The sequence below is a fragment of the Halalkalibacter suaedae genome (assembly GCF_017939705.1).
Taxonomy (GTDB): domain Bacteria; phylum Bacillota; class Bacilli; order Bacillales; family Bacillaceae_D; genus Halalkalibacter; species Halalkalibacter suaedae.
This window is the reverse complement of record NZ_JAGKSQ010000005.1, coordinates 94,058-116,867: the sequence shown is the minus strand read 5'-3', so window position 1 is coordinate 116,867 and position 22,810 is coordinate 94,058. Positions and strand designations below refer to the sequence as shown.

The window sequence follows — 22,810 nt, the reverse complement described above, 5'->3', positions numbered from 1 at the left end:
TTTATGTATGCCACAATCTTCGAAACCTTCAAAAAAGGCTCGATATTCACAATCATATGATCGTGACCGAAAACGCGGCTCTAGAAAAATGATTTTATCCAGTGAACAAAAAGGGAAATTTGACTTGTTATTGGAAAGAATTGAAATGACTTTTGATAATCGAAAGCTTCTTATTCAGGCTTTCACCCATTCATCCTATGTGAATGAGCATCGGATTTTCACCTGTCAAGATAATGAACGCTTGGAGTTCCTTGGTGATGCTGTGCTTGAGCTTGCGATATCTCAGTTTTTGTTCAGGAAATTTAATACGATGAGCGAAGGAGATATGACAAAACTTCGTGCATCCATTGTATGTGAACCTTCCTTAGCTCTGTTTGCTGAAGAGCTTAAGTTTGGGGAAATTGTTTTACTAGGAAAAGGAGAAGAAATGACTGGTGGACGAGCTAGGCCAGCCTTATTAGCAGATGTGTTTGAGGCGTTTATTGGAGCCCTTTATCTTGATCAGGGACTCGATGCTGTCTTTCAATTTCTAAGTAGAACGATGTATCCAAAGATTAACGAAGGTGCTTTTTCTCATATGATGGATTTTAAAAGTCAGCTACAAGAATTTATTCAGCGAGACAATCTTGGAACAATTCAGTATCTAATTGTTCAAGAACGTGGTCCTGCCCACAATCGTGAATTTGTCTCTGAAGTACAATTAAATGAAGTTGCACTTGGTGTGGGAACGGGTCGATCTAAGAAGGAAGCTGAGCAGCACGCTGCACAGCAAGCTCTTATGCATCTGAGTGAGCAATCAAAGCTCAATTAAAAAAGAGGTTGACTCAAAAGGGAAATGTACCCCTTTTGAGTTAACCTCTTTTTATTTTCGTAGCCTACCAAGCTCAGTCACGATCGCATCCAACTCACTAACAGAGAAATTGGTTTTCTTTTGAATCATTTCATAAATATCTCTAAGGTCTTCATATTGTGCGGTGTCAAAGCTTTTGGAATTTAGTGCACCTGCATTGACGATTTGTAACTTTCGTTTGATTTCTTCAAGCATATACTCAATATTTTCTCTTGATTCAGTATCGAGGTTCATACGTTCACTCCTAAATTTTTATGATTATATCGTATCACAGTAACTATATTTTGTCCTTATGACATAAGAAAAATCATTAGACATAATGTTATTGCGAAGATTGATGTGATAAAATAGATTAGTTGTTAATTTTGGTTAGGGGGAAAAAAGATGTTCCTCAAACGACTTGAAGTCGTTGGGTTCAAATCATTTGCAGAACAAATTAATGTTGAATTTGTTCCAGGTGTTACTGCCGTAGTTGGACCAAACGGAAGTGGAAAAAGTAATATTTCAGATAGTATTCGTTGGGTCTTAGGTGAACAATCTGCTAAGTCTCTTCGTGGAACGAAGATGGAGGATATCATCTTTGCAGGAAGTGATAGTCGAAAAGCATTAAATTATGCTGAAGTCAGTCTTGTTTTAGATAACGAAGACCAACATCTATCGATTGATTATAGTGAAGTGAGTGTTACAAGACGTGTGTATCGGTCTGGGGATAGTGAATATTTAATTAATAAACAACCATGTCGTTTAAAAGACATCGTGGATTTATTCCTAGATTCTGGTCTTGGAAGAGAAGCTTATTCAATAATTGGACAAGGTAAAGTTGAAGAGATTTTAAGTAATAAAGCTGAAGACCGTCGCGTTATTTTTGAAGAGGCGGCAGGTGTTTTAAAATATAAAACGAGAAAAGTTAAGGCAGAAAAACGTTTACTCGAGACACAGGACAATTTACTTAGGGTTGAGGATATTTTACATGAATTAGAAGGTCAGGTTGAACCATTAAAGGTACAGGCCTCTGTCGCAAAAGATTACTTAGAAAAACGTGATCAATTAAAAGAGGTAGATATCGCCTTATTAGTATATGAAATTGAAACATTACACGCGAGATGGAACACGGAGAAAAATAAACTAACAACATTTCGAACAAATTATGAACGAGTTCAGACTGAATTAGAAGAGCTTGAGAGTCGCCGATTAGAGTTACGAGAAGAAACATCGGTTCTTTCAGCTCGATACAATCATTTGCAGGACGAACTATTACATTCAAGTGAAGAATTAGAAAAAAATGAAGGTCGTCGTGAGGTGTTAAAGGAAAGAAGAAAAAATGCCTCTCAGAACAAAGAACAGCTAGAACGTTCAATCAAAGATAAGTCGCTACTTCTCGATAAAGTGACACAACAAGTGGAAGACGAACGAAGCCAAATGAGGTCTGCTAATCTTAAGCTGAAGGAGCTTGAAGCAGCAGTAGCTGAAAAAGAAGAAGCGATTTCTTTTTCAGGAACCGATATTGAAGAAGAAATCGAACAAATGAAGAGTGACTACATTGAGGTGCTCAATGAGCAAGCGAGTATTCGCAATGAGCGGCGTTATTTAGAAGAACAGCTGCAGCAGCAGGAGCGTAAAAAAGACCGACTTCTCTCAGAAAATGAAGATTTAGTCTCGATCCGAAAGACGTGGTCAAATCAACTCGAAGAAGCAACGAGAGAAGCTTCGCTGAGGGAGCGAACACTTGAGAAAATTGGTGAAGAATATCGTGAACTGATCCGTCTTCATGAACAGCAAAAGGAACGGTATACCCAAAAAGAAACCAAATTGTATGAGACCTATCAAATTCAGCAACGACTGCAGTCAAGAGCTGATGTGCTCGAGGAAATGCAAGCAGACTTCTCTGGTTTTTTTCATGGTGTTAAGGAAATTCTCAAAGCTAGGGAAGGAAGTCTTAGAGGCGTGCTAGGGGCCGTTGCGGAATTAATTGAAGTTCCTAAGCAATATGAAACCGCTCTTGAAATTGCTCTCGGTGGAGCCTCTCAACATATCGTCATGGATTCGGAAGCGAATGCAAGACAAGCAATACAGTTTCTAAAGAAAAATCGTCTAGGAAGAGCTACCTTTTTGCCTCTACCAGTAATGAAAGGGCGGAATATTCCTGAGACGTATTTGCAGTCCCTACAGCATCACCCATCTTTTGTTGGTGTCGCTGCTACCCTTCTTAGTTATGAAAAGAAATATGATCCGGTTATCTCAAATTTACTGGGAAATGTGATCATTTCCGATCATTTGCAGGGAGCAAATGAACTTGCCAAATTGGTTGGTCATAGATACCGAATTGTCACACTTGAAGGAGATGTCGTGAATCCAGGTGGTTCAATGACAGGAGGAAGTGTGAAACAGCAGCAAACTCCATTACTAGGACGCAAACGTGAACTAGAAGACTTAAATCAAAAGCTCAAAAAGGTTAAGGAAGTCTCATTCACACTTGAGCAGGAAGTAAAACAACTTAAAGAATCAAGTAAGGAAAATGAACACAAGATCGAACAGCTACGTTCAAAAGGTGATCAGGCTAGAACTGAATTACAAGAAGCCAAGACAATTGTTCATAATATTGAAAGAGAAGTTGAGCATTCACAAGCACAGTTTGTTCGTTTTGATCGAGAGAAGGCAGGCTTTGCAGAGGATATTAACAGAATTACACTTAGACTGAAAGAACTAGAAGGTCTGTATGAAGAAGCCTCATCTCAAACAAAAGAACTTGAGCTGCGTGTTGCTGAATTAGAACAGAAACAAAAGCAACAGCGTGTTTCAAAGGAAACTCTTCAGGACGATTTAACAACAGACAAAATTGAGCTTGCTCGGGCGAAGGAGCGCTTTCTTTCTGTTAGTAGTCAGACAAAACGATTAGAGGAATCTAAAAAGGAATTAGAACAGGAAGTTCTAGACTTAACTGATCAGTTCAATTACTTAGTAGGCGAGATGTCCGATCGCTCTACGGGAGAGAATACTCTAGATCAACGAATTGAACAAAGTAGGCTACGCAAGATAGAATTAACTGAATCCTTATCTGTCATGAAGCAAGAAAGAGAAATGCTCGAAGAAAAGTTAACAGACGTAGAGGAACGCCAAAAAGAGCAGCAGCGAATTCTCGCCTCACTAGCAGATGAGTGTCGTCAAATCGAAGTGAAGGTGAATCGGATGGATGTTGACTTAGACAATCGTTTATCACATTTACGAGATGAATACGAGTTATCATTTGAGGCGGCAAAAAGCTCGTATCAGCTTACGATTGATCCAGAGGAAGCTCGGGTGAAGGTCAAGTTAATTAAGCTTGCGATTGAGGAGCTTGGGACGGTCAACTTAGGGGCTATTGAGGAGTATGAGCGTGTTAGGGAGCGCTATGACTTTTTAATGGAACAACAAGGAGATCTCAATGAGGCGAAAGCAACACTCCATAGTGTGATAGCTGAAATGGACCAGGAAATGACCAAGCGCTTCTATGAGACATATGTTCAGATTCGCTCACATTTCCAAGTTGTCTTCAAAAAGCTATTTGGTGGTGGAGAGGCAGACCTTGTATTAACGAATCCAGATCAATTGTTAAATACAGGGGTGGAAATGGTTGCACGACCACCAGGTAAAAAGATGCAAAATCTTGCGTTGCTATCGGGAGGAGAGCGATCATTAACAGCCATTGCCCTACTCTTTGCGATCTTAAAAGTGAGACCTGTTCCTTTCTGTGTACTTGATGAGGTTGAGGCAGCTCTTGATGAGGCGAATGTTAGCAGGTTTGCTCAGTTCCTAAAAGAGTTTAGTGGAGCAACACAATTTATCGTTATTACTCACCGTAAAGGAACAATGGAAGAAGCAGATGTACTGTACGGAGTCACGATGCAGGAATCCGGTGTCTCAAGACTTGTATCGGTTCGGTTAGAGGAAACAAAAGAACTAATAGAAAGTTAGGTGCATATATGAGCTTTTTTAAAAAATTAAAAGAAAAAATAACAAATCAAACAACAGAAGTAACAGATAAGTTTAAGGAAGGTCTTGAAAAAACACGTGATTCATTTGTTGGACGAATGAACGAACTTGTCTACAAGTATCGTAAGGTTGATGAAGATTTCTTTGAAGAGCTTGAAGAAATATTAATTAGTGCAGATGTGGGTGTAGCGACAGTCATGGAGTTAATTGATCAGCTCAAGGATGAAGTTCGCCTGCGTAATATTAAAGATTCAAGAGAGATTCAGCCAGTCATTTCTGAAAAGCTTGCAGAGCTTTTAGAAAAGGAAGGTGAAGATGCTAGCCTTCAGCTCCAGTCTGAGGGGATTAGTGTCATTTTATTTGTCGGTGTTAATGGTGTTGGGAAAACAACGTCAATCGGTAAATTGGCTCATATGCTTAAGGGACAAGGAAAGTCTGTCATGCTAGCAGCGGGTGATACGTTTCGAGCGGGGGCAATTGAACAGCTAGAAGTATGGGGAGAACGAGTGGGCGTTGATGTTATTAAACAGCAAGCAGGGTCAGATCCAGCAGCTGTTATGTATGATGCACTGCAAGCTGCCAAATCCCGCAATATTGATGTGCTTCTGTGTGACACAGCAGGTCGATTACAAAATAAAGTCAATTTAATGAATGAGCTAGAAAAGGTTAAAAGAGTCATTGAACGAGAAATTCCAGGGGCACCGCATGAAGTTCTTCTTGTCTTGGACGCAACAACTGGTCAAAATGCGATGGCCCAAGCGAAAGCATTTGGACAGTCAACAGATGTAAGTGGAATTGTTCTAACTAAGTTAGATGGCACGGCCAAGGGGGGAATTGTTCTTGCTATTCGTCATGAACTTGATATCCCTGTGAAGTTCGTCGGATTGGGAGAAAAAATGGATGATCTTCAACCGTTTGATTCTGAGCAATTTGTCTATGGGCTATTTAAAGAAGTGCTTGAAGCCCATGAAGAGGAAGCGATTGAATAGCATGTTAAGAAAAAAACTTGACACTTACTTTCTGATGTTGTAACATGATATCTCGTAAAGGGAAATCACTTAACAAGGAGTTGGTAATGTGTTAGATAAGACGCTCCGGATGAATTATCTGTATGATTTTTATCAATCCTTGCTAACACAGAAGCAACGCAAGTATATGTCTCAGTACTACCTAGATGATTTTTCCTTAGGAGAGATTGCTGAAGAATTTGAAGTTAGTCGCCAAGCCGTTTATGATAATATCAAACGGACTGAAGTGATGCTAGAAGAATACGAGACGAAATTAATGCTTCTAACAAAATTTGAGCGCCGAACAGCAATCGTATCTGAAATGAAAGCAGCGATTACTAACGGTGCGACTCCTGAAGAGGTTATGTCACTGCTTGACTCTCTTGAGAACTTAAACTAGGAGGCGACAACATGGCATTTGAAGGTTTAGCGGAGCGGTTACAGGATACATTAACGAAAATTCGTGGTAAAGGAAAGGTTAGTGAACAAGACGTAAAGGATATGATGCGTGAGGTTCGATTAGCTCTTCTTGAAGCGGATGTTAACTTTAAAGTAGTAAAGCAATTTATTGCGAGTGTCAAAGAAAAAGCACTTGGACAAGAAGTAATGAAAAGCTTAACACCAGGACAACAGATCATTAAAGTCGTTAATGAAGAATTAACTGCATTGATGGGTGGAGAGCAGAGTAAGATTGCTGTTGCAGCCAAGTCACCTACGGTTGTAATGATGGTTGGTTTACAAGGGGCCGGTAAGACAACGACCACAGCGAAACTAGCAAATCATCTTCGCAAGAAGCATAATCGTCAACCGATGTTAGTTGCCGCGGATATTTATCGTCCTGCTGCAATTAAGCAATTAGAAACACTTGGTAAACAACTTAACATGCCGGTCTTTTCATTAGGGGATCAAGTAAGCCCTGTTGAAATCGCAAAGCAAGCAATTGCAAAAGCGAAGGAAGACCACCATGACTATGTGCTAATTGATACTGCTGGTCGTTTGCATATCGATGAAACGCTTATGGAAGAGTTACAACAAGTGAAAGAAATCGCAAAGCCAGATGAAATCTTACTTGTTGTTGATGCGATGACTGGTCAAGATGCAGTAAATGTTGCTGAGAGCTTTAATGAGCAGCTTGATGTTACGGGAGTTGTTTTGACGAAGTTAGATGGTGATACTCGTGGGGGAGCAGCCCTTTCGGTAAAAGCCGTGACAAACACACCTATTAAGTTTGCTGGTATGGGTGAAAAGATTGACCAACTCGAACCGTTCCACCCTGAGCGTATGGCTTCTAGGATTCTTGGAATGGGCGACGTGCTTTCACTAATTGAGAAAGCACAAACGAATATTGATGAAGAGAAGGCTCGAGAATTAGAAAAGAAAATGCGAACGATGGATTTTACGTTTGATGATTTTCTAGATCAGCTTGATCAAGTTCGCAATATGGGGCCGCTTGATGAAATACTCGGAATGATGCCTGGTATGAATAAGGCAAAAGGAATGAAGGATTTACAAGTCGATGATAAGCAAATTGGTAAGGTCGAAGCAATTGTTCGTTCCATGACTAAAAAGGAAAAACAAGAGCCAAGCATTATGAATGCTAGTAGACGACGCCGAATTGCGGCTGGAAGTGGCACAACGATCCAAGATGTCAATAGACTTTTAAAGCAATTCGAAGATATGAAAAAAATGATGAAACAAATGACTAATATGACCTCGGGTAAGGGTAAGAAACGAGGGAAAGGTCTAGGAGGCTTTAAGCTTCCATTTTAAAACTGAAGTCGTTTTTTCTGGTGGATGCTAGAAAAATTGATGATATAAAATAAATTGTTTAAATATATTTGGAGGTGTCTGTCAACATGGCAGTAAAAATTCGTTTAAAGCGTATGGGTTCTAATAAAGCCCCATTTTATCGTGTAGTAGTAGCTGATTCACGCGCACCGCGTGATGGTCGTTTCATTGAAGAGATTGGAACGTACAATCCATTAGTTCAACCAGCTAAGGTTGATATCGCTGAGGAGAAAGCTCTTGATTGGATGTTAAAAGGTGCAAAGCCATCTGATACTGTTCGTAATCTTTTCTCTAAAGCTGGTTTAATGGAAAAGCTTCATAATGCTAAAAACCAAAAGTAATTGATTTTTAGTATAACAGTCTCTTTTTCATATGAGTAAAGGAGAATCTGATGAAACCGTTACTTGAACATATGGTTAAGGCACTTGTTGATCATCCTGATGAGATACAAGTGAAGGAAGTGATAGAGGGGCAAACCCTTCGCTTACAATTATTTGTTCATACAGATGATATAGGCAAGGTGATCGGTAAGCAAGGGAAAACGGCTAGAGCGATTCGAACCGTTTTGTCGGCAGCACCGTCTCCTCACAAACGTGTGCAATTAGACATCATGGAATAGTAATGTAATGAAAGGGCGGGGGATAACCTCACCCTTTTTCTGTATATAATAATGAAGAGATGAACGTAGGAAAGTAGGAATGAATATGACAGATTGGTTTATTGTCGGTAAATTAGTAAATACACATGGGGTTCGAGGCGAGGTTCGTGTTATTTCTTCAACCGATTTCGCTGAAGACCGTTATGCTGTTGGTACGGAATTAATGATCCAGCATGAAGGAAAAAACGAAAAGACACTTGTTACCGTTCGCACTCACCGAAAGCATAAAAACTTCGATCTTCTTCAATTTGAAGGGTATCATAATATCAATGAGGTTGAGGTATTCAAAGGAGCTACGTTGTATGTGTCTGGAGAGCAACTAGAAGAGCTTGACGAACATGAATACTATTATCATGAAATCATTGGCTGTACTGTAGTGACAGAAGATGAGGAAACGTTAGGAACAATCAAAGAAATTATTGAAACAGGGGCTAACGATGTCTGGGTTGTTAAGCGAGAAGGAGGAGGAAAGGATATCCTACTTCCATACATTGAACAAGTTATTAAAGACATTGATGTCGATAACAAACGTATCATTGTAGATGTAATGGATGGTTTAATGGAATGAGAATTGATGTACTCTCGCTTTTTCCAAATATGTTTTCAGGAGTATTCGGTTCATCGATATTAAAGCAGGCACAGGAGTCTGGAATTGTCAATTATTCTGTTGTTGATTTTAGAGAGTATTCATCAAGTAAGCATAAAAAAGTTGATGATTATCCATATGGTGGTGGGGCCGGGATGGTGTTAAGTCCTCAACCTATTTTCGATGCTGTTACCGCTTTGACTAACAATTCTGAATCACGGCCGCGAGTTGTTCTTCTTTGTCCACAGGGCCAAAGGTATAGCCAAGCTAAGGCAGAGGAATTTGCAAAGGAAGAGCACTTAATTTTACTCTGTGGCCATTACGAGGGGTATGATGAGCGAATCAGAGAGCATCTTGTTGACGATGAAGTGTCAATTGGTGATTATGTATTAACTGGTGGAGAGCTTGGGGCAATGGTGATTGTCGATAGCGTAACACGGTTGTTGCCTGGTGTATTAGGAAATGCTGAATCGGCTATGACTGATTCTTTTTCGACAGGCTTACTTGAACATCCTCATTACACAAGACCTGCTGATTTCAGGGGAATGAAAGTCCCGGATGTATTGCTTTCAGGACATCATAAAAACATTGAAAATTGGCGTCACCAAGAATCACTGAGACGTACGTGGACGCGAAGACCAGATTTATTAGAAAATAAAACCCTCACTAAAGATGAATTAGATTTGATTGACGATTTTCCTAAAAAAAATAACAGTTAGTGTTGAGATCTCATAGTAGGTATGTTATTATATTCCTTGTGGCTTAGGCCAGTGATTACGATGTTCCGCTACAGGATACCTTGGAATGAACATCTGTATGGAAGGAGTTGGAATTATATGAACAACATTATCCGAGAAATTACAAGTGAGCAATTACGTAGTGATCTTCCTGCGTTCCGTCCTGGAGATACTTTAGTCATTCATGTTAAAGTTGTCGAGGGAACTCGTGAGCGTATTCAGTTATTTGAAGGTGTTGTAATTAAGCGCCGTGGAACTGGAATTAGTGAAACGTTCACTGCACGTAAGATTTCTTACGGTGTAGGTGTTGAACGTACATTCCCATTACATTCACCTAAGATCGAAAAGATCGAAGTGAAGCGTCGCGGTAAAGTACGTCGTGCTAAACTTTACTACCTACGTAGCCTACGTGGTAAAAAGGCTCGTATTAAAGAAATCCGATAAAGAGCAAAAGGAGCTTAGGGAACTAAGCTCCTTTTTTCTATCGTTTAATATTTAACGATTGAAGTAATTTAAAGGGTGTTCCTTACTAGTGTGTGTTTCATAGTGGTATATGGTAAACTAAGATCATGTTACTGTGAGATAAATGGAGGGTATCTTAATGAGTAGTGAAGGAAAAAAAGAATCCTGGGAATGGTTGAAAGCAATAGTTATTGCACTTATTCTTGTATTTGTGATTCGCCATTTTTTATTTGCTCCAGTGATTGTTGATGGAGAATCAATGATTCCGACACTTGAACATGGTGACCGGTTAATTGTTAATAAGGTGGCATACTCAATTGGAGAACCAGAACGTTTTGATATCATCGTATTCCACGCACCAGCTGGAAAGGATTATATTAAACGGGTCATTGGTTTACCTGGTGATGAAATTGAGTTTAGTGAAGATTCTCTTTATGTAAATGGTGAAGAAATTGATGAACCTTTTCTAAATCAATTGAAAGAAGAGTATGATGGTGGACGATTAACAAATGATTTTGAAGCGATCACCGTTCCAGACGACCATCTTTTTGTGTTAGGTGACAATCGTAGACATAGTAGAGACAGCAGAGACATTGGCACAATACATATGGATGAAGTTATTGGTAAAGCTAATATTGTCTTTTGGCCTGTTACAAATATTCGTATTGCAAAGTAGGTGTTCTAAATGACGATTCAATGGTTCCCTGGTCACATGGCAAAGGCCCGAAGAGAAGTAACAGAAAAACTGAAATTTATCGATGTCGTCATTGAGTTGCTTGATGCTAGGGTGCCCCTTGCCTCAAGAAATCCAATGATCGATGAAATTGTCTCACATAAACCTCGATTAATCTTATTGAATAAAGCAGATCTTGCAGACCCTTCTTTAACTGAAAAATGGAAAGTCTATTTTGAAGCTAAGGGGGCACATGTTCTCGCAATTAATGCACAAACAGGAAAAGGAATTGACCAAATCCCAGGTGCTTGTAAACTGTTAGCAACGGCCATGCTTGAAAAAATGAAAGCAAGGGGCATGAAGCCAAGAGCTATTAGAGCAATGATTCTCGGTATTCCGAATGTTGGAAAATCGACATTAATCAATCGTTTAGCTTCAAAAAGGACAGCACAGGTAGGTGACCGCCCTGGTGTGACAAAAAAACAGCAATGGATCAAAGTAGGAAAAGAACTCGAACTGCTAGATACACCTGGAATACTATGGCCCAAATTCGAAGACCAAGTGATTGGTTATCGATTGGCTGCTACTGGTGCAATTAAAGACGAGCTTCTTGATTTTCAGGACATTGCTCTATTTGTTCTGAAATACTTACAGGAAAACTACCCGACTCTCATTCAACAACGCTATAAAGTGGAATCTATTCCAGAAGAGACCGTTGATATTTTTGATGAGATTGGTAAGAAACGAGGATTCTTGCTTGGTGGTGGCTATGTTGATTATGATAAGGTAGCTGAAGTAATATTAAGAGAGCTAAGGTCTGGTGTTTTAGGGCGTGTGACCTTAGAAATTCCAGAAACATTTGCCAGGAAAGGATGAGGAGCAAAATTGCTCTTGATCCTTTTTTCTTTAGAAGTGAAAGAAATTTGCCGATATATGAGGGGAGGAGTCGATAAAATGAAATTATCTATTAAGGAATTAGCATTAAAGCTTGAAGAAGAAGAAAATGAACAGTTGCTTAATGAATTAAGACAGGATGAACGTAAGGGCGTTCAAATGCTATTAAAACGTTATGAGGCAAAGAGAAATAAAAAAGCTGAATTAGAACTAATGCATCTTGAAATGAGTGTCTATGAAAATCAATTAAGGCAACAAGGATATTCATATATTGCTGGATTAGATGAAGTTGGTCGCGGACCTCTGGCTGGCCCGGTAGTAGCTGCTGCCGTCATATTGCCAGCTTCATTTAAACTATTAGGCTTAACAGATTCCAAAAAACTTTCAAAACAAAAGAGAGAGGAATTTGCTGACATTATTAAGAGAGAAGCGATAGCATATGCAATTGAAATGATTCATGCGGAGGAAATTGATCGAATTAATATTTATCAGTCAACGAAGCGAGCAATGCAAAATGCCATTAAATCTCTTTCAACTCAACCGGACTATTTATTATTAGATGCTATGAATCTTCCTCTTGAGATCGAGCAAACATCCTTAATTAAAGGTGATCAACGTAGCGTCTCAATTGCAGCGAGCTCGGTTCTAGCAAAGGTAGAACGGGATGCCTATATGGAACGATTACATAAAAAATATCCTAATTATGGTTTTGTAAATCATGTTGGTTATGGAACACAGGAGCATTTACATGCACTACATACCTTTGGTTTAACGGAAGAGCATCGCCGTTCGTTTAAACCAGTTCAGGATGTGAAAATTAACAGGGAGTGATCGAATGTTTCAAACAAATATTCAAACTCACTTTTCAAAAGTCGAAAAGCAGAATCACAATCAGAATAGGCCGGTATCGCTCACTCCTGGACAAATTATTCAAGGGAAGGTCGTTAAGCTGTTTCCAAATAATATCGCCTCTTTACAAATAAACGGCATACAATTAACTGGTGTTCTTGAGGCCCCATTAACAGCTGGGGAACGGTACTGGTTTGAGGTGAAAGAAAGCAAAGGATTACCCCATTTACAAGTGTTGGATGCTAAGTCTAGTAAGACAACGGGGCAACCACAAGCTGCGAGTGTAGAACGCTTGCTGCAGCAATTGGGGCTTGCTAATGTCAAAATGGCTGAGGCGTTCACGTCGTTTTTAACTAAGCAAAATATAAACTTTTCTAAGCAAACGATTGTAACTGGCAGTCAACTACTTGGCCAACTCCCTAATACTGAAGAGGGATTACCGATCATTGCAGAAATGATTAAAAAGAACCTACCACTAACAAAGGAGATTTTTGACGCTATTCGTGCTGTGACGAATGGACCAAGCTTGTCAAGCCAGGTACAGGGATTAGCTGGTCTTTTAGAGACAAGTACGAACACAGTAGCAAGAGACATTCATCAACAACTTAATCAAATAGTAAAAGAAATGGTGATACAACCAGTTACCGGATCAAATCAACTTCCAGAACAGGTTAGAACAATGATTCAAATGCTTGGCTATAGTCATGAAAATGGGTTGATGGAGCATGTTCAAGGTACCAGAACAGAAACAACATCGCAATCAGAAACACTGAAAGCATTACTTTTGCAAATGCAACAGCAGGAACTCCCCTTGAACGTAAAGGAATCAGCTTCGCAACTGCTTCATCGCTTGACCGGGCAGCAACTGCTATCTCATGACCAAATTGGATCACTGCATACATGGCTTGTTCAACTTCCTATTCAACTAGGGTCTTTTCACACCGACCTTGCTATTCAATGGGAAGGCAAAAATAATACAGAGAATCAGCTCGATCCTTCATTTTGTCGAATCCTTTTCTATTTAACCTTAGAACGCCTAAAGGACATGGTCGTTGATGTTCATATTCAAAACCGCATTTTATCAGTGACTATTTTTAATGAAACTCAAAAGCCTCAAGCTTTATTGGATGTATTAACACCTATACTTAAAAAAAGTTTGCATGAGCAAGAATATGAATTGCTATCAGTCATGTGGAAGCCTTTAAAAGCAGCTGTACAAAAACAGCATCAGCCATATCAACAAAAAGCTAGTTATCAAGGAGTGGACATCAGAGTATGAGTGAAAAATCTAATGTAAAAAAACAAGCCGTTGCCTTAAAATATGATCACTCAATTGATGATTCACCAAGGGTAATTGGGAAGGGAAATGGAATAATCGCTGAAGAAATAATTGCAAAGGCAAAAGAAAATAATATCCCAATTCAAGAGGATCATTCTTTAGTGAGCCTCTTAGCACAATTAGAAATAAATCAGTCAATTCCAAATGAGCTCTATGGAGTTGTGGCAGAGCTTTTTGCATTCATTTATAAGATTGATCGTGATGGATAAAAAACTTATTTTATCAAAGCCTAAAAAGTAGCTTTTACTTTTAGGAGGGCGACAGTGAAACATAATCAAGGGAAAAGACAAAATGAAGAATATGCAAATGAGTTTGGGATTCCACACAGTATTCAAGAAATGGATGCAAAAGCCAATATGTTGCAAAAAAAAGAAATAAAAAATGAAGAAGAAATTAGCAAAAACAAAAAGAAAAATGCAAAAAAAGCATGATTTTCCTTCTTATTTTAAATTTGGGAGGGTTTAACCTCCAAAAACAATTAAATCCGTGTTAAAATAATAGAGGATTCAAACAATAAATCTCGAAGTAAAGCAATGGCATGAATTGATATGCAATTGATAGGAGGCTGAAGAGAGAAATGAATATCCATGAATATCAAGGAAAAGAGCTTCTACGACAGTATGGAGTAGCTGTTCCCAATGGGAAGGTAGCATTCTCTGTTGATGAAGCAGTAGAGGCAGCGAAGGAACTAGGTTCAGAGATTTGCGTCGTTAAGGCTCAAATTCATGCAGGTGGAAGAGGGAAAGCTGGTGGCGTCAAAGTTGCCAAAAATCTCGATGAGGTTCGTACATATGCAAATGAAATTTTGGGAAAGACACTTGTTACTCATCAAACAGGTCCTGAAGGCAAAGAAGTTAAGCGCTTACTAATTGAAGAGGGCTGCGATATCAAGAATGAATATTATATTGGTTTAGTTCTTGATCGTGCGACTTCAAGCGTTGTCATGATGGCATCTGAAGAAGGCGGTACAGAAATTGAGGAGGTAGCTGAAGCGACTCCTGAAAAGATCTTTAAAGAAGTAATTGATCCAGCTGTTGGGTTACAAGGTTTCCAAGCACGTCGTCTAGCGTTTAATATTAATATTCCAAAAGAATTAGTAGGTCAAGCCGTTAAATTCATGATGGGTCTTTACAAAGTGTTTGTTGATAAAGATTGTTCAATCGCCGAAATTAACCCATTAGTGACAACTGGTGATGGAAAAGTAATGGCACTTGATGCGAAAATGAATTTTGATTCAAATGCTTTGTATCGTCAAAAAGATGTTTTAGCGTACCGTGATTTAGGTGAAGAAGATACGAAGGAAATTGAAGCTTCTAAGTATGATCTTAGCTATATTTCTTTAGACGGAAATATTGGTTGTATGGTAAATGGTGCCGGACTTGCAATGGCAACAATGGATATTATTAAACATTACAGTGGTGATCCTGCGAACTTCCTTGATGTTGGTGGTGGTGCAACCGCTGAAAAAGTAACAGAAGCGTTCAAAATTATCCTTTCTGATGAAAATGTAAAAGGTATTTTCGTCAATATTTTTGGTGGAATTATGAAGTGCGACATTATTGCTGAAGGTGTTGTCGAAGCAACAAAGCAAGTAGGTCTTGAAATTCCATTGGTTGTTCGTCTAGAAGGAACAAACGTGGATTTAGGTAAGAACATCCTTAAAGAATCAGGCTTAAATATTACAGCTGCTGATTCAATGGCTGATGGTGCACAAAAAATTGTTTCATTAGTAAAATAGAAAGGCGGGACGTGGAGAATGAGTATCCTCATTAATAAAGATACAAAGGTAATTGTGCAAGGGATTACAGGAGCAACGGGATTGTTTCATACAAAGCAAGCTGTGGAGTATGGTACGAATATCGTTGGTGGAGTTACGCCAGGTAAGGGTGGTACAGAAGTAGAAGGAATTCCAGTATTCAACACTGTTGAAGATGCAGTCAAGGCAACAGGGGCCAATGCATCTGTGATCTATGTACCACCTGCTTTTGCAGCTGATGCAATTATGGAGGCAACTGATGCTGAACTTGATCTAGCGATTTGTATTACTGAAGGCATTCCTGTTCTAGATATGGTTAATGTAAAACGTTATATGCAAGGTAAGAAAACTCGTTTAATTGGGCCAAACTGCCCGGGTGTTATTACACCTGAAGAATGTAAAATTGGTATTATGCCAGGATATATTCACAAAAAAGGTCATGTTGGTGTAGTATCACGTTCTGGTACGCTTACTTATGAAGCAGTTCATCAGTTATCAACAAATGGAATTGGTCAATCTTCAGCTGTTGGAATTGGTGGAGACCCTGTAAATGGAACTGATTTTATTGATGTGTTAAATCTATTCAATGAAGATCCTGATACGTATGCGGTTATTATGATTGGTGAAATCGGAGGAACGGCAGAAGAAGAAGCGGCTGAATGGGTAAAGGCAAACATGACAAAACCAGTTGTTGGTTTCATCGGTGGCCAAACAGCACCTCCAGGTAAGCGCATGGGTCACGCAGGTGCAATCATTTCAGGCGGAAAAGGAACAGCTGCTGAAAAGATTAAAACAATGGAGAACTGTGGAATTAAAGTTGCAGAAACTCCATCTGTTATGGGTGAGACATTGATTGCTGCATTAAAAGAAAATGATCTCCTTGAAAAATGTACAACACATGAGGTCAGCAAATAAGATTGCATACTTTTGAGTAAGATTGTGAGCCCGCTATTAAACATAGCGGGCTAATTTTGAAGGAAATCAATACAAACAAGTGGAAGGATAAAAAAATATGGATCAAAAGCGTGATCGATTAATTCACCTTCACAGTAGTCAAAGCATGACTTGGAAGCTACTCTATAAAATCATGAACGAGGATCCTAAACTAAGTCGTATTTACTCATACTCGCTAGAACAACTCCAGGCACTCTATCAGCTCAAATCCAGACGAGCACAGCTCCTATATACAGATCTACACAATTTCTCTCCTACAGATTTAAAGAGGTATTATCTAAATAGAAATATACAGACAGTTACCCTATTTGATGATGATTACCCCGATTTATTAAAGCAAATCTACGATCCTCCATTTGTCCTATATGTTCTCGGAAAACGTCATATACTATCTACTGAAAACCTAATGGGTGTTATTGGTACAAGGCATCCTAGTCAGGAAGGAAAGAAAAAGGTAACCTATGTAGTTGCCCCATTAATAAGAGAGGGGTGGGGCATTGTTAGTGGAATGGCCATAGGTATCGATACAATAGCTCATCAACAAGCGATTGAGTTAAATGGTTATACCATCGCTGTCTTAGGTTCTGGCTTTAATTACGTGTATCCTAAAGAAAATCAGCAGTTATTTGTTGAAATGTCGAAACATCAGTGTGTTGTCTCCGAATACCCCCCTTCATGTCCTCCAAATAAATGGTATTTCCCAGCTCGAAACCGGATAATTAGTGGTCTGTCTAAAGGAATAGTTGTAGTTGAAGCAAGAGAGAAAAGTGGCTCTTTAATTACGGCTGATCAGGCTTTGGAGCAAGGAAGAGAGGTTTTTTCTATTCCTGATTCTATCTTCTCGCAAGCTGCCCAGGGAACGAATCAACTGATTCAACAAGGAGCAAAATTAATTTTAAATTACAATGATATTATAGAAGAATTTAAATAAATCATCTGCCAAACCGACAAAATACCCTAAAAAAACCGCTTTTTTTTAATGTCTTTGCCAGACAATTCTTACATTCCTGTTTGACAAATGGAGAAAACCTGTTCCATAATAGGGAAGATTTTAATAATTCGTAGAGAGGGAGTCTTTTATGGCCGATTATTTAGTAATCGTTGAATCTCCCGCAAAAGCAAAGACCATTGGAAAATATTTAGGGAAAAAATATATTGTTAAAGCTTCAATGGGACATGTGAGAGACTTACCAAAAAGTCAAATGGGAGTAAATGTTGAAGAAAGCTTCGAACCAAAATACATTACAATACGTGGAAAAGGCCCAGTTCTAAAAGAACTAAAAACAGCCGCAAAAAAAGTAAAACGTATTTATCTAGCAGCCGATCCGGATCGTGAAGGTGAGGCAATTGCTTGGCATCTTGCCCATAGTTTAGATATTGATGAACATTCAGACTGTCGTGTAGTATTTAATGAAATTACGAAACAAGCAATCAAAGACGCTTTTAAAACTCCTCGTCCAATAAATATGGATTTAGTAGATGCACAACAAGCACGTAGAATTTTAGACAGGCTTGTGGGATATAACATAAGTCCATTATTATGGAAGAAAGTAAAAAAAGGACTGAGTGCAGGGCGAGTACAATCCGTTGCTGTTAAGATGATCATTGAACGTGAAAAAGAAATTAAACAATTTGTTCCAGAAGAGTATTGGAGTATTCAGGCAAATTTTGCGTTACAAGAGGAACCATTTGAAGCGAAATTCTACGGAATAGATGGTAAGAAACAAGAGTTAAAATCAGAAGAAGAAGTAAAAAAAGTATTAGAACGTCTAAAAACAGATACGTTTGATATTACCTCTGTTAAACGTAAAGAACGAAAAAGAAACCCAGTTTCTCCTTTTACAACTTCTTCTCTCCAACAAGAAGCAGCTCGAAAATTAAATTTCAGAGCGAAAAAAACAATGATGATAGCCCAGCAATTATATGAAGGAATAGAATTAGATAAAAAAGAGGGTGCGGTTGGTTTAATTACGTATATGCGTACAGACTCGACGAGGATTTCTGATACCGCCCAACAGGAAGCACATGAATATATCGTTCAATCTTTTGGAGAAGAGTACACACGTAAGGAAAAAAGAGTTGTTAAGAATGATAAAAAAGCTCAGGATGCTCATGAAGCTATTCGCCCTACATCTGTGTTTAAAGATCCAAAATTGGTTAAAAGCTTCTTATCAAGAGATCAGTTTAAACTATATAAGTTAATTTGGGAACGACTTGTTGCTAGTGAAATGGCACCAGCTGTGATGGATACAATGTCAGTTGATATTGAACAAAATAATGTTGTGTTTAGAGCAACAGGTTCAAAAGTGAAGTTTCCAGGATTTATGAAGGTGTATGTTGAAGGAAATGATGATGGTGAAAAAGAAGTTGACCGTTTCTTACCTGATCTACAGGAAGGTCAGCAAGTAAAGAAATCCGAGATTGAGCCAAACCAGCATTTCACTCAACCACCACCACGTTATACGGAAGCTCGTTTAGTTAAAACAATGGAGGAGTTAGGTATAGGAAGACCATCTACCTATGCTCCGACACTAGATACCATTCAACGCCGTGGATATGTTGCTTTGGAGGATAAGCGCTTTGTACCAACAGAACTTGGAGAAATTGTACTTGAATTAATTGTTGAATTTTTCCCGGAAATCCTGGATGTTGAGTTCACAGCTAAAATGGAGAATGATCTTGATTCCATTGAAGAGGGTTCAAAAGAATGGATCCGAATTATCGATGAATTCTATAATGGGTTTGAAAAGCGTCTTGCCTTTGCTGAAGAGGAAATGAAGGAAGTAGAAATAAAAGATGAACCAGCTGGTGAGGATTGCGAAAAGTGCGGGAATGAAATGGTTTATAAAATGGGCCGTTATGGTAAATTTATGGCGTGTTCTAATTTTCCAGATTGTCGAAACACAAAAGCAATTGTTAAGGATATTGGTGTCACATGTCCAAGCTGTAAAGAAGGAAACATCGTTGAACGTAAAAGTAAAAAAAGAAGGATTTTTTATGGATGTGATCAATATCCTGAGTGTGATTTTATTTCATGGGATAAGCCGATCGAGAGGCAATGTCCGAAGTGTGAACAAATGCTTGTTGAAAAAAAATCAAAAAAGGGCGTTCATGTTGAATGTATATCCTGTGACTACAAAGAAGAGTCAAATTAGTGTCACATCCATTAGTTGAAAATAGGCAAGACAAGTATTATGATTAGTACAATAAGTGGATGATCCGAATCAGTAAGGGTGTCTCATTATGGGACACCCTTACTGTGTCTGATTTTGTGTGCATGTAAATTCCAACAGCAACTACAATTCTGAATTTTGTGAAAAAAAGGGATATAAGATTGTCAGAGCTACTAAATCATGTTAAAATTTAGTAGCTTTCTTAATACGAAGGAGTGTTCATGCTGGAAGAACAGACTTGGTTAAAGTGCTTTATCTTTTACTTACAAGTTGAAAAGAATAGCTCTATACATACAATTAATAACTATGAGCACGATATTATTGATTTTGAGGCATTTTTGAAAATCCAACACATACATTCTTTTTCAGAGGTGTCAAGATCAGATGTACGTAAGTATCTGGCATTATTATTTGAAAAGAGATATGCGAGGAGAACGGTTTCACGAAAAATATCTGCTTTAAGAAGTTTTTATTCCTTCCATATGAGAGAAGGCTCGATTACGGAAAATGTGTTTTCTTCTGTTTACTTACCTAAAAAGGAAGAACGGTTACCGACTTTCTTATATGAAAAAGAAATGATTGAATTGTTTGAGGCTTTTTCAGGCGACACGCCGATAGATCAGCGGGATCGTGCTATATTAGAATTACTCTATGCAACTGGGATGAGAGTTAGTGAGTGTAGCCAATTGAGTCTTGATGATGTCGACTTTTCAATTGGTACAGTTTTAATTTTCGGAAAAGGGCGAAAAGAACGTTATTCACCAATCGGTTCATTTGCACTAGAAGCTTTGAAGCACTATATTGAAAATGGTCGCAACGCCTTGCAAAAAAAGTCAACAGAGAAAAAGACGGCGTTGTTTTTGAATTTTCGCGGAGGTTGTTTATCTGAAAGAAGCATTCGAACAATTGTGCAAAAAAGGATGGAGAAGGCAGGGAGACAAAAGCATCTTCGTCCACATGATATTCGGCATTCCTTTGCTACTCATTTGTTGAATAATGGTGCTGATTTAAGAGTGGTCCAAGAATTATTAGGACATGAACACCTCTCATCTACACAAATATATACTCATGTCACAAAAGAACGTCTACGCGATGTGTATAAACATAGTCATCCTAGGGCATAAACGAAAAGAATAGGAGGAATATAAATGAGTGACTTTCATGCAACAACGATTTTTGCTGTTCAACATAATGGGAAATGTGCAATGGCTGGCGATGGTCAGGTTACATTTGGTAATGCTGTCGTGATGAAGCATACAGCTAAGAAGGTAAGAAAGATCTATCAAGGAAAAGTTATTGCTGGATTTGCGGGCTCTGTGGCAGATGCCTTTACTCTGTTTGAGAAATTTGAAGCGAAATTAGAAGAGTATAATGGTAACTTGCAGCGTGCTGCAGTTGAATTAGCAAAAGAATGGCGAAGTGATAAAGTACTAAGACGACTTGAAGCAATGTTAATTGTGATGAACAAAGAGCATATCTTGCTAGTCTCGGGGACGGGAGAGGTAATTGAACCAGATGACGGAATTCTAGCAATTGGTTCTGGTGGTAATTATGCTCTGTCGGCAGGTAGAGCTCTTAAAAACCATGCTTCTAGTCTTTCTGCAAAAGAAATCGCACAAGCGGCCCTGCAAACAGCCGGTGAAATCTGTGTGTACACAAACTTACATATAACAGTTGAAGAATTAGACTAACGAATAGGAGTGATAGAATGAATACGAATGCAACTCCACGTCAAATTGTTGAACGATTAGATCAATTTATTGTTGGTCAAGAACAAGCAAAGAAATCGGTTGCTGTTGCACTAAGAAATCGCTACCGTCGCAGCTTGCTTGATGAAAAAATAAAAGATGAAGTAACTCCAAAGAATATTCTAATGATTGGACCAACTGGTGTTGGTAAAACAGAAATTGCCCGTCGTCTAGCTAAACTTGTTGGTGCCCCTTTTGTCAAAGTTGAAGCGACAAAATTTACGGAAGTAGGCTATGTTGGTCGTGATGTAGAATCGATGGTTAGAGATCTTGTTGAAACAAGTGTAAGACTTGTGAAAGAGGAGAAAATCTTAAAAGTTCGCAATCAAGTGGAAGAGCAGGCAAATCAAAGACTGGTCGATTTACTTGTTCCGTCTGGTAAGAAACAATCAACATACAAAAATCCATTTGAAATGATTTTCGGTGGACAACAAAATCAAGAGCAAGAACAAGAACCGACAGAGGTCGATAATGTTGCTGTCCAAAAACGTCAAATGGCACATAAGCTCGCTTTAGGTGAACTTGAAGACCATATGGTTACAATTGAAGTTGATCAACAATCCCAAAACTTCATGGATATGTTTCAAGGTGCTGGTATGGAACAAATGGGAATGAATATGCAAGAGATGCTTGGTGGGATGATGCCAAAGAAACGAAAAAAACGCAGATTACCGGTTGCAGATGCGAGAAAAGTATTAATAGAAGAAGAGGCACAGAAATTAATTGATATGGATGAAGTTACCCAGGAAGCAGTAACGAAGGCCGAGCAATTAGGAATTATCTTTATTGATGAAATTGATAAAGTTGCTAGTAAAGGTCAGCAATCAGCAGATGTCTCCCGTGAAGGGGTACAAAGAGATATTCTACCAATTGTTGAGGGATCAACGGTAGTTACAAAACATGGTCCAGTAAAAACTGATCATATTTTATTTATTGGTGCAGGAGCATTTCATATTGCTAAACCTTCAGATTTAATTCCAGAGCTACAAGGGCGCTTTCCAATTCGTGTTGAGCTTGCTAATTTAACTGTTGACGATTTTGTTCGCATCCTAATTGAACCGAATAATGCTCTTATCAAGCAATATGTAGCACTTCTTGAAACTGAAGGTATAAGAGTTACATTTTCAGACGAAGCTGTTCATAAGATTGCGACGATTGCGACAGAAGTGAATCAGGAAACAGAAAACATCGGTGCAAGGAGATTGCATACTCTTCTTGAAAGATTACTTGAAGATCTTTCTTATGAGGCTCCAGACATAAATTTAGAGGAAATTATTATTACACCAGAATACGTAAATGATAAACTAGCTTCAATTGCTAAGAATCGAGACCTTAGTCAATATATATTGTAAAATAAGAGGAGATAT

24 protein-coding genes are annotated in these 22,810 nt (G+C 38.6%); 23 read left to right on the top strand and 1 reads right to left on the bottom strand.

Going from position 1 to position 22,810, the window contains the following annotated elements:
- The first annotated feature begins 88 nt into the window (after positions 1–88).
- Entirely contained in the window at positions 89–811 is a 723-nt protein-coding gene (rnc, locus tag J7W16_RS13085; RefSeq protein ID WP_210598032.1) for a ribonuclease III, read from the top strand.
- Between the two features lie 51 nt (positions 812–862).
- On the opposite strand, the gene J7W16_RS13080 is transcribed toward rnc, so the two are convergent.
- Complete coding sequence (locus J7W16_RS13080; protein ID WP_210597769.1) at positions 863–1,084, bottom strand: DUF1128 domain-containing protein; 222 nt, start codon at positions 1,082–1,084, stop codon at positions 863–865.
- Between the two features lie 150 nt (positions 1,085–1,234).
- Between J7W16_RS13080 and smc the strand changes: the two genes are divergently transcribed.
- The 22 genes from smc to hslU all read left to right on the top strand — a co-directional run bounded on the left by smc (position 1,235) and on the right by hslU (position 22,795).
- Positions 1,235–4,801, top strand: coding sequence for a chromosome segregation protein SMC (gene smc / locus J7W16_RS13075; protein WP_210597768.1), 3,567 nt, complete (start codon positions 1,235–1,237; stop codon positions 4,799–4,801).
- An 8-nt stretch (positions 4,802–4,809) separates the two neighbouring features.
- Entirely contained in the window at positions 4,810–5,808 is a 999-nt protein-coding gene (gene ftsY, locus J7W16_RS13070) for a signal recognition particle-docking protein FtsY (protein WP_210597767.1), read from the top strand.
- Positions 5,809–5,896: 88 nt separating this feature from the next.
- Positions 5,897–6,226: a putative DNA-binding protein gene (locus J7W16_RS13065; protein WP_210597766.1), complete on the top strand. Its 330-nt coding sequence runs from the start codon at positions 5,897–5,899 to the stop codon at positions 6,224–6,226.
- A gap of 11 nt (positions 6,227–6,237) precedes the next feature.
- Positions 6,238–7,596 (top strand): signal recognition particle protein, encoded by a 1,359-nt coding sequence (gene ffh, locus J7W16_RS13060; protein WP_210597765.1) that lies wholly within the window; start codon positions 6,238–6,240, stop codon positions 7,594–7,596.
- 86 nt (positions 7,597–7,682) lie between these two features.
- Positions 7,683–7,955, top strand: a complete 273-nt coding sequence (gene rpsP / locus J7W16_RS13055; protein WP_210597764.1) for a 30S ribosomal protein S16 — start codon at positions 7,683–7,685, stop codon at positions 7,953–7,955.
- A gap of 50 nt (positions 7,956–8,005) precedes the next feature.
- A complete protein-coding gene (locus tag J7W16_RS13050; protein ID WP_210597763.1) occupies positions 8,006–8,233 on the top strand; it encodes a KH domain-containing protein in 228 nt (75 codons plus the stop codon).
- A gap of 85 nt (positions 8,234–8,318) precedes the next feature.
- Complete coding sequence (gene rimM / locus J7W16_RS13045) at positions 8,319–8,840, top strand: ribosome maturation factor RimM (RefSeq protein WP_210597762.1); 522 nt, start codon at positions 8,319–8,321, stop codon at positions 8,838–8,840.
- Complete coding sequence (trmD, locus tag J7W16_RS13040; protein WP_210597761.1) at positions 8,837–9,577, top strand: tRNA (guanosine(37)-N1)-methyltransferase TrmD; 741 nt, start codon at positions 8,837–8,839, stop codon at positions 9,575–9,577. Before rimM ends, trmD begins: the two co-directional genes overlap by 4 nt.
- 117 nt (positions 9,578–9,694) lie before the next feature.
- The gene (gene rplS / locus J7W16_RS13035; RefSeq protein ID WP_210597760.1) at positions 9,695–10,039 is read left to right on the top strand and encodes a 50S ribosomal protein L19; all 345 of its coding nucleotides are present in this window, start codon (positions 9,695–9,697) and stop codon (positions 10,037–10,039) included.
- A 157-nt stretch (positions 10,040–10,196) separates the two neighbouring features.
- Complete coding sequence (lepB, locus tag J7W16_RS13030) at positions 10,197–10,733, top strand: signal peptidase I (protein ID WP_210597759.1); 537 nt, start codon at positions 10,197–10,199, stop codon at positions 10,731–10,733.
- Positions 10,734–10,742: 9 nt separating this feature from the next.
- Positions 10,743–11,606 carry a ribosome biogenesis GTPase YlqF gene (gene ylqF / locus J7W16_RS13025; protein WP_210597758.1) on the top strand — a complete coding sequence of 288 codons (864 nt, stop codon included), beginning with the start codon at positions 10,743–10,745 and terminating at the stop codon, positions 11,604–11,606.
- Positions 11,607–11,684: 78 nt separating this feature from the next.
- Positions 11,685–12,455 (top strand): ribonuclease HII, encoded by a 771-nt coding sequence (locus tag J7W16_RS13020; RefSeq protein ID WP_210597757.1) that lies wholly within the window; start codon positions 11,685–11,687, stop codon positions 12,453–12,455.
- 4 nt (positions 12,456–12,459) lie between these two features.
- Positions 12,460–13,752, top strand: coding sequence for a hypothetical protein (locus J7W16_RS13015; protein ID WP_210597756.1), 1,293 nt, complete (start codon positions 12,460–12,462; stop codon positions 13,750–13,752).
- Positions 13,749–14,021 carry an EscU/YscU/HrcU family type III secretion system export apparatus switch protein gene (locus J7W16_RS13010; RefSeq protein WP_210597755.1) on the top strand — a complete coding sequence of 91 codons (273 nt, stop codon included), beginning with the start codon at positions 13,749–13,751 and terminating at the stop codon, positions 14,019–14,021. The genes J7W16_RS13015 and J7W16_RS13010 overlap by 4 nt, the downstream gene beginning before the upstream one ends.
- Before the next feature lie 54 nt (positions 14,022–14,075).
- Positions 14,076–14,243, top strand: coding sequence for a hypothetical protein (locus J7W16_RS13005; RefSeq protein ID WP_210597754.1), 168 nt, complete (start codon positions 14,076–14,078; stop codon positions 14,241–14,243).
- Positions 14,244–14,389: 146 nt separating this feature from the next.
- Entirely contained in the window at positions 14,390–15,550 is a 1,161-nt protein-coding gene (gene sucC / locus J7W16_RS13000; protein WP_210597753.1) for an ADP-forming succinate--CoA ligase subunit beta, read from the top strand.
- Positions 15,551–15,568: 18 nt separating this feature from the next.
- The gene (sucD, locus tag J7W16_RS12995) at positions 15,569–16,483 is read left to right on the top strand and encodes a succinate--CoA ligase subunit alpha (protein WP_210597752.1); all 915 of its coding nucleotides are present in this window, start codon (positions 15,569–15,571) and stop codon (positions 16,481–16,483) included.
- 97 nt (positions 16,484–16,580) lie between these two features.
- Positions 16,581–17,453 carry a DNA-processing protein DprA gene (dprA, locus tag J7W16_RS12990; RefSeq protein ID WP_210597751.1) on the top strand — a complete coding sequence of 291 codons (873 nt, stop codon included), beginning with the start codon at positions 16,581–16,583 and terminating at the stop codon, positions 17,451–17,453.
- Positions 17,454–17,601: 148 nt separating this feature from the next.
- The gene (topA, locus tag J7W16_RS12985; protein WP_210597750.1) at positions 17,602–19,677 is read left to right on the top strand and encodes a type I DNA topoisomerase; all 2,076 of its coding nucleotides are present in this window, start codon (positions 17,602–17,604) and stop codon (positions 19,675–19,677) included.
- Between the two features lie 239 nt (positions 19,678–19,916).
- The gene (xerC, locus tag J7W16_RS12980; RefSeq protein ID WP_210597749.1) at positions 19,917–20,819 is read left to right on the top strand and encodes a tyrosine recombinase XerC; all 903 of its coding nucleotides are present in this window, start codon (positions 19,917–19,919) and stop codon (positions 20,817–20,819) included.
- 24 nt (positions 20,820–20,843) lie between these two features.
- Positions 20,844–21,386 (top strand): ATP-dependent protease subunit HslV, encoded by a 543-nt coding sequence (hslV, locus tag J7W16_RS12975; protein ID WP_210597748.1) that lies wholly within the window; start codon positions 20,844–20,846, stop codon positions 21,384–21,386.
- 17 nt (positions 21,387–21,403) lie between these two features.
- On the top strand, positions 21,404–22,795 hold the full coding sequence (hslU, locus tag J7W16_RS12970; protein ID WP_210597747.1) for an HslU--HslV peptidase ATPase subunit: 1,392 nt from the start codon (positions 21,404–21,406) through the stop codon (positions 22,793–22,795).
- The last annotated feature ends 15 nt before the right edge of the window (positions 22,796–22,810 follow it).

What these genes read in the sequence shown, in the direction of transcription:
- xerC (WP_210597749.1), top strand. Translation starts at nt 19,917, where the DNA reads ATGCTGGAAGAACAGACTTGGTTAAAGTGCTTTATCTTTTACTTACAA.
- J7W16_RS13010 (WP_210597755.1), top strand. Translation starts at nt 13,749, where the DNA reads ATGAGTGAAAAATCTAATGTAAAAAAACAAGCCGTTGCCTTAAAATAT.
- ffh (WP_210597765.1), top strand. Translation starts at nt 6,238, where the DNA reads ATGGCATTTGAAGGTTTAGCGGAGCGGTTACAGGATACATTAACGAAA.
- lepB (WP_210597759.1), top strand. Translation starts at nt 10,197, where the DNA reads ATGAGTAGTGAAGGAAAAAAAGAATCCTGGGAATGGTTGAAAGCAATA.
- J7W16_RS13050 (WP_210597763.1), top strand. Translation starts at nt 8,006, where the DNA reads ATGAAACCGTTACTTGAACATATGGTTAAGGCACTTGTTGATCATCCT.
- rnc (WP_210598032.1), top strand. Translation starts at nt 89, where the DNA reads ATGATTTTATCCAGTGAACAAAAAGGGAAATTTGACTTGTTATTGGAA.
- hslV (WP_210597748.1), top strand. Translation starts at nt 20,844, where the DNA reads ATGAGTGACTTTCATGCAACAACGATTTTTGCTGTTCAACATAATGGG.
- rimM (WP_210597762.1), top strand. Translation starts at nt 8,319, where the DNA reads ATGACAGATTGGTTTATTGTCGGTAAATTAGTAAATACACATGGGGTT.
- smc (WP_210597768.1), top strand. Translation starts at nt 1,235, where the DNA reads ATGTTCCTCAAACGACTTGAAGTCGTTGGGTTCAAATCATTTGCAGAA.
- rpsP (WP_210597764.1), top strand. Translation starts at nt 7,683, where the DNA reads ATGGCAGTAAAAATTCGTTTAAAGCGTATGGGTTCTAATAAAGCCCCA.
- rplS (WP_210597760.1), top strand. Translation starts at nt 9,695, where the DNA reads ATGAACAACATTATCCGAGAAATTACAAGTGAGCAATTACGTAGTGAT.
- hslU (WP_210597747.1), top strand. Translation starts at nt 21,404, where the DNA reads ATGAATACGAATGCAACTCCACGTCAAATTGTTGAACGATTAGATCAA.
- J7W16_RS13080 (WP_210597769.1), bottom strand. Translation starts at nt 1,084, where the DNA reads ATGAACCTCGATACTGAATCAAGAGAAAATATTGAGTATATGCTTGAA.
- J7W16_RS13015 (WP_210597756.1), top strand. Translation starts at nt 12,460, where the DNA reads ATGTTTCAAACAAATATTCAAACTCACTTTTCAAAAGTCGAAAAGCAG.
- sucD (WP_210597752.1), top strand. Translation starts at nt 15,569, where the DNA reads ATGAGTATCCTCATTAATAAAGATACAAAGGTAATTGTGCAAGGGATT.
- dprA (WP_210597751.1), top strand. Translation starts at nt 16,581, where the DNA reads ATGGATCAAAAGCGTGATCGATTAATTCACCTTCACAGTAGTCAAAGC.
- ylqF (WP_210597758.1), top strand. Translation starts at nt 10,743, where the DNA reads ATGACGATTCAATGGTTCCCTGGTCACATGGCAAAGGCCCGAAGAGAA.
- ftsY (WP_210597767.1), top strand. Translation starts at nt 4,810, where the DNA reads ATGAGCTTTTTTAAAAAATTAAAAGAAAAAATAACAAATCAAACAACA.
- J7W16_RS13020 (WP_210597757.1), top strand. Translation starts at nt 11,685, where the DNA reads ATGAAATTATCTATTAAGGAATTAGCATTAAAGCTTGAAGAAGAAGAA.
- trmD (WP_210597761.1), top strand. Translation starts at nt 8,837, where the DNA reads ATGAGAATTGATGTACTCTCGCTTTTTCCAAATATGTTTTCAGGAGTA.
- topA (WP_210597750.1), top strand. Translation starts at nt 17,602, where the DNA reads ATGGCCGATTATTTAGTAATCGTTGAATCTCCCGCAAAAGCAAAGACC.
- sucC (WP_210597753.1), top strand. Translation starts at nt 14,390, where the DNA reads ATGAATATCCATGAATATCAAGGAAAAGAGCTTCTACGACAGTATGGA.